General features: G+C 68.4%; 6 protein-coding genes. 5 read left to right on the plus strand and 1 reads right to left on the minus strand.

What is annotated here, in order from left to right:
* Nucleotides 1–90: 90 nt before the first annotated feature.
* The 4 genes from ACLU3S_RS35360 to ACLU3S_RS35375 all read left to right on the plus strand — a co-directional run bounded on the left by ACLU3S_RS35360 (nucleotide 91) and on the right by ACLU3S_RS35375 (nucleotide 1,942).
* A complete protein-coding gene (locus ACLU3S_RS35360) occupies nucleotides 91–270 on the plus strand; it encodes a hypothetical protein (RefSeq protein WP_413956066.1) in 180 nt (59 codons plus the stop codon).
* Nucleotides 271–416: 146 nt separating this feature from the next.
* On the plus strand, nucleotides 417–860 hold the full coding sequence (locus ACLU3S_RS35365; protein WP_413956067.1) for a BlaI/MecI/CopY family transcriptional regulator: 444 nt from the start codon (nucleotides 417–419) through the stop codon (nucleotides 858–860).
* A gap of 9 nt (nucleotides 861–869) precedes the next feature.
* The gene (locus ACLU3S_RS35370) at nucleotides 870–1,403 is read left to right on the plus strand and encodes an amino-acid N-acetyltransferase (RefSeq protein WP_413956068.1); all 534 of its coding nucleotides are present in this window, start codon (nucleotides 870–872) and stop codon (nucleotides 1,401–1,403) included.
* Nucleotides 1,404–1,606: 203 nt separating this feature from the next.
* Nucleotides 1,607–1,942, plus strand: a complete 336-nt coding sequence (locus ACLU3S_RS35375; protein ID WP_043502963.1) for a histone-like nucleoid-structuring protein Lsr2 — start codon at nucleotides 1,607–1,609, stop codon at nucleotides 1,940–1,942.
* Between the two features lie 45 nt (nucleotides 1,943–1,987).
* On the opposite strand, the gene ACLU3S_RS35380 is transcribed toward ACLU3S_RS35375, so the two are convergent.
* Nucleotides 1,988–2,632, minus strand: coding sequence for an SCO3374 family protein (locus ACLU3S_RS35380; protein ID WP_413956069.1), 645 nt, complete (start codon nucleotides 2,630–2,632; stop codon nucleotides 1,988–1,990).
* 430 nt (nucleotides 2,633–3,062) lie between these two features.
* Here ACLU3S_RS35380 and ACLU3S_RS35385 point away from each other — a divergent pair, with 430 nt between their 5' ends.
* Nucleotides 3,063–5,588, plus strand: coding sequence for an ATP-dependent Clp protease ATP-binding subunit (locus ACLU3S_RS35385; RefSeq protein WP_351215971.1), 2,526 nt, complete (start codon nucleotides 3,063–3,065; stop codon nucleotides 5,586–5,588).
* The last annotated feature ends 49 nt before the right edge of the window (nucleotides 5,589–5,637 follow it).

Consider the following 5,637-nt stretch of genomic DNA (forward strand, 5'->3'; position numbering starts at 1 on the left):
CGCGGCCGGATGCGGGGGCCGGTCGTCCGGCGGTGTGACGTTCGCGCACCCCGTACCTTTCGCCCGATGGCGCGTGGCTAGTCTGGAGGCATGGACTACGTCTCCGCGCTCGTGCCGCCGGTCGTCATGGCCGTGTTCTTCATCGGTTTGGTCAGGGTGATCGTGAAGACCCAGGGCGGGGCCGCCAAGGCCAAGGAGGACGCGGCCGTGGACGCCGCTCTCGAGCGCGGGGAGGGTGCGCGCAAGGCCCCCGTGGGCGGCGACGCCTGAGCACACCGGGCGGCGCCCGCTTTCCATGGCAGATGCCTTTTGTCCGTGTTTGTGATCCTTGTGCACGTCCGGCACGCCATTGCCGGGATCTCCCACTATTGTTCTGAGTTGTGCCTCGCCCATTGGGAGAACTCGAAGACGCGGTCATGACGCGGGTGTGGAAGTGGAACCGCCCGGTGACCGTTCGAGAAGTCCTGGAAGACCTCCAGCAGGAACGCTCCATCGCGTACACCACCGTGATGACCGTTTTGGACAATCTCCATCAGAAGGGCTGGGTCCGCCGCGAGGCGGAAGGGCGGGCCTATCGATATGAGGCCGTCTCGACGAGGGCCGCGTACGCCGCCGCCCTCATGAACGAAGCCTGGTCGCAGAGCGACAACCCGGCCGCCGCTCTCGTGGCGTTCTTCGGGATGATGAGCGAGGAACAGCGCCAGGCACTCAGGGACGCCGTACGCATCGTCCAGGGACCGGAAACCCGACAAGCCCCCGAACCCCGCCGAGAGGAAGCATCCGCGGCCGGGGAACGGGAAGCCGCTCCACCCCGGCAAGAGGAGAACCCCGGCTCGGCGCAGGACGACGCCGGGCGATAGCGTCCGCTCATGTCAGCAGAGCGTCCCGAAGTCTCCGCAAAAGCCATCACCGTCCGCCGCGCCCGGACCGGCGATGTCCCGGCGGTGCGCCGCCTCCTCGACGCCTACGCCCGCGACCGCATCCTGCTCGACAAAGCCACGGTCACGCTTTACGAGGACATCCAGGAGTTCTGGGTCGCCGAACGCGACGACAACGCCGAGGTGGTCGGCTGCGGCGCGCTGCACGTCATGTGGGAGGACCTCGCGGAAGTCCGCACTCTGGCGGTGAAGCCCGGCCTCAGGGGCGCCGGCGTCGGCCATCGGTTGCTGGAGAAGTTGCTGCAGACCGCGCGCTGGCTCGGCGTTCGCCGGGTATTCTGCCTGACCTTCGAAGTGGACTTCTTCGGGAAGCACGGCTTCGTGGAGATCGGCGAGACGCCGGTCGACACCGATGTGTACGCGGAGCTGTTGCGTTCCTATGACGAGGGCGTCGCGGAGTTCCTCGGTCTCGAACGAGTGAAACCGAACACCTTGGGCAACAGCCGGATGCTTCTGCATCTGTGATCGTCATTGCCCCGGTTCCCTATGTCCGAAACGCGTATGTTTCCGGACAGAGGCCGTCCGCTGCGGGACTCCCAGGGGTTTGTGTTTTTCCGGCAAAAGCGGTTTGCTTTCCGACGTACTGCAGTACTGCATATAACAGGGGCGGCGAAACGGCGGACGCCGCACACCCCTGACCCTGAACGTTATCGATGAAAGGAAATCCAGTGGCACAGAAGGTTCAGGTCCTTCTTGTCGACGACCTCGACGGCGGCGAGGCGGACGAGACCGTGACGTTCGCGCTGGACGGGAAGACGTACGAGATCGATCTCACCACTGCCAATGCGGACAAGCTGCGCAGCCTTCTCGACCCTTATGTGAAGGGCGGGCGTCGCACCGGAGGCCGTGCCTCGGGTGGGCGTGGAAAGGCGCGTGCCGCTTCCGGTGGCAGCCAGGACACCGCGGCGATCCGCGCCTGGGCGAAGGAGAACGGCTACGAGGTCAACGACCGAGGCCGTGTTCCCGCGTCCATCCGTGAGGCGTACGAGAAGGCCAACGGCTGACTCCCGCGCGGCCACGAGACGGCCGACGGCCGATGTCCGCGCGGCCTACGACAGGGCCGGCGGCCCGGCACACGCGCGCCCCAGCCGGACCCGGTGACAGCCCGCTGCCACCGTGTCCACCAGTCGTACGAGATCGGGGGCACCCCCCGACGCCGGCAACGCCGGCAGCGAGGCCTCGACCTCGCACCCCGGCCCGGGGGGCCGCAGCCACACGGCGGCCCCCTGCAAGGACCCTTCCCGTGCGGGCGCCGTCCCGGGCCGCAGCGGGGCCTCCAGCAGGCCGCCCGCGCCCAGAGCCCGCAGATCCAGGGCCACGGCGCCCCACTCCAGCCACTCCAGCAGCCCTGGCAGCTCCTCCGCGCTGCCCGCGGCCACCAGCACCTGCATCCGGTCGCCCCTGAGGGCCACCGGAGAGCCCGGCGCGAGATGCCGGAGCGCCCCCGCGCCCGCCTCGGCCGGCACGTCCAGGACGTCGAAGCGCACCCCGGTGCGCAGCCGCAGCGGCGGCCCGGGCACGGTCGCCCAGCCCAGTTCGTTCTCGTACCAGAGCCGCGCCCCGGCCGCCGGGTCGGCGGGGACACCGCAGGTCCGGGGGCCGGTCGGAAGATCGCCGGCGTCCGGGCGCGGTCCCGGATCGACGGGCGGGCGGGGAAGGGGGACCGTGGAAGTTGTGGAGAGCGAGCCGACCATGCCAGGTGCAACCGGCGAGCCGACCGGCAAGTTACGCTGGGTGGCCTGTCGGGTGCGCAGCGTGCCGGAAACAGGGGCGCGTGGGGGTGGGGGGAGGCGCAAGGTTGTTCGCCCATAGCGGAGGGAACCGGTGCGCGCGGCATGGAGTGTCAGTGCCTGCGGGTAAGACATGCCTAGTGGGAGGGGGCGACGCGCGGGAGAGGCCGTCTCACGTTCGCCATCGGCGTAGTGGCGAGTGGGGTAAGTGCCTGGCCTGCGGGAACATCGTCTCGCACCATCGGGTTGGAGCATATGTCGGCGTTCGGGGTCAGGAGGCCATCGACGGTGTCGGCAGTTGGAATGAGCGGTCCCCGCTTGCGGGACTAAGCTGCGGAAGGACAGGGAGGGGAAGTTCCCCCCACTGCCTGACCGCTCTGAGGAGCGATTAACGATGTTCGAGAGGTTCACCGACCGCGCGCGGCGGGTTGTCGTCCTGGCTCAGGAAGAAGCCCGGATGCTCAACCACAACTACATCGGCACCGAGCACATCCTCCTGGGTCTCATCCACGAGGGCGAAGGTGTCGCCGCTAAGGCCCTGGAGAGCCTCGGCATTTCGCTTGAGGCGGTCCGCCAGCAGGTGGAGGAGATCATCGGCCAGGGGCAGCAGGCCCCGTCCGGGCACATCCCCTTCACCCCCCGTGCCAAGAAGGTCCTGGAGCTGTCGCTCCGCGAGGCCCTTCAGCTGGGCCACAACTACATCGGCACGGAGCACATCCTGCTCGGCCTGATCCGCGAGGGCGAGGGCGTCGCCGCCCAGGTCCTGGTCAAGCTGGGCGCAGACCTCAACCGGGTGCGGCAGCAGGTCATCCAGCTGCTCTCCGGTTACCAGGGCAAGGAGACCGCCACCGCCGGCGGCCCGGCCGAGGGCACCCCCTCGACCTCACTCGTCCTGGACCAGTTCGGCCGGAACCTCACCCAGGCCGCTCGCGAGTCCAAGCTCGACCCGGTGATCGGGCGCGAGAAGGAGATCGAGCGGGTCATGCAGGTGCTGTCCCGCCGTACCAAGAACAACCCGGTGCTGATCGGTGAGCCCGGCGTCGGCAAGACCGCCGTCGTCGAGGGCCTCGCCCAGGCCATCGTCAAGGGCGAGGTGCCCGAGACCCTCAAGGACAAGCACCTCTACACCCTGGACCTCGGTGCCCTGGTCGCCGGCTCCCGCTACCGCGGTGACTTCGAGGAGCGCCTGAAGAAGGTCCTCAAGGAGATCCGCACCCGCGGCGACATCATCCTGTTCATCGACGAGCTGCACACGCTGGTCGGTGCGGGTGCCGCCGAGGGCGCCATCGACGCGGCCTCCATCCTCAAGCCGATGCTGGCCCGCGGTGAGCTGCAGACCATCGGTGCGACCACGCTGGACGAGTACCGCAAGCACCTGGAGAAGGACGCGGCCCTGGAGCGCCGCTTCCAGCCCATCCAGGTCGCCGAGCCGTCCCTGCCGCACACGATCGAGATCCTCAAGGGCCTGCGCGACCGGTACGAGGCGCACCACCGTGTCTCCATCACGGACGAGGCCCTGGTCCAGGCGGCCACCCTGGCCGACCGCTACATCTCCGACCGCTTCCTGCCGGACAAGGCGATCGACCTGATCGACGAGGCCGGCTCCCGGATGCGCATCCGCCGGATGACCGCTCCGCCGGACCTGCGTGAGTTCGACGAGAAGATCGCCGCCGTCCGCCGGGACAAGGAGTCCGCGATCGACTCGCAGGACTTCGAGAAGGCCGCCTCCCTGCGCGACAAGGAGAAGCAGCTCCTGGCCGCCAAGGCCAAGCGGGAGAAGGAGTGGAAGGCCGGCGACATGGACGTCGTCGCCGAGGTCGACGGCGAGCTGATCGCCGAGGTCCTTGCCACGGCCACCGGCATCCCGGTCTTCAAGCTGACCGAGGAGGAGTCCAGCCGCCTGCTCCGCATGGAGGAGGAGCTGCACAAGCGGGTCATCGGCCAGAACGACGCCGTCAAGGCGCTGTCGAAGGCGATCCGCCGTACGCGTGCGGGCCTGAAGGACCCGAAGCGTCCGGGTGGTTCGTTCATCTTCGCCGGCCCGTCCGGTGTCGGTAAGACCGAACTGTCCAAGGCGCTCGCCGAGTTCCTCTTCGGCGACGAGGACGCGCTGATCTCCCTCGACATGTCGGAGTTCAGCGAGAAGCACACGGTCTCGCGCCTCTTCGGTTCGCCCCCCGGCTACGTGGGCTACGAAGAGGGCGGCCAGCTGACCGAGAAGGTCCGCCGCAAGCCGTTCTCCGTCGTCCTGTTCGACGAGGTGGAGAAGGCCCACCCGGACATCTTCAACTCGCTGCTGCAGATCCTGGAGGACGGCCGCCTGACCGACTCCCAGGGCCGGGTCGTGGACTTCAAGAACACGGTCATCATCATGACGACCAACCTCGGCACCCGGGACATCTCCAAGGGCTTCAACCTCGGCTTCGCCGCCGCGGGTGACACGAAGACGAACTACGAGCGCATGAAGAACAAGGTGTCGGACGAGCTGAAGCAGCACTTCCGCCCCGAGTTCCTCAACCGCGTCGACGACGTGGTCGTCTTCCCGCAGCTGACGCAGGCGGACATCCTGCGGATCGTCGACCTGATGATCAGCAAGGTGGACGAGCGCCTGAAGGACCGGGACATGGGCATCGAGCTCTCCCAGTCCGCCAAGGAGCTGCTGGCCAAGAAGGGTTACGACCCGGTGCTGGGCGCGCGTCCGCTGCGCCGCACCATCCAGCGCGAGGTCGAGGACACGCTCTCGGAGAAGATCCTCTTCGGCGAGCTGCGCCCCGGTCACATCGTGGTCGTGGACACCGAGGGCGAGGGCGAGTCCCAGACCTTCACCTTCCGCGGTGAGGAGAAGTCGGCACTGCCCGATGTCCCGCCGATCGAGCAGGCGGCCGGCGGCGCCGGACCGAACCTGAGCAAGGAGGCGTAAGCCTCCGGCGGATCGACCGTCCCGAAAGGGGCCGGCGCCTTCGGGCGGT

Source organism: Streptomyces sp. AF1A (assembly GCF_047340315.1).
Lineage (GTDB): Bacteria > Actinomycetota > Actinomycetes > Streptomycetales > Streptomycetaceae > Streptomyces.

Coding starts and splice junctions, on each gene's coding strand:
- ACLU3S_RS35360 (WP_413956066.1), top strand. CDS start 91: ATGGACTACGTCTCCGCGCTCGTGCCGCCGGTCGTCATGGCCGTGTTC.
- ACLU3S_RS35365 (WP_413956067.1), top strand. CDS start 417: ATGACGCGGGTGTGGAAGTGGAACCGCCCGGTGACCGTTCGAGAAGTC.
- ACLU3S_RS35370 (WP_413956068.1), top strand. CDS start 870: ATGTCAGCAGAGCGTCCCGAAGTCTCCGCAAAAGCCATCACCGTCCGC.
- ACLU3S_RS35380 (WP_413956069.1), bottom strand. CDS start 2,632: ATGGTCGGCTCGCTCTCCACAACTTCCACGGTCCCCCTTCCCCGCCCG.
- ACLU3S_RS35385 (WP_351215971.1), top strand. CDS start 3,063: ATGTTCGAGAGGTTCACCGACCGCGCGCGGCGGGTTGTCGTCCTGGCT.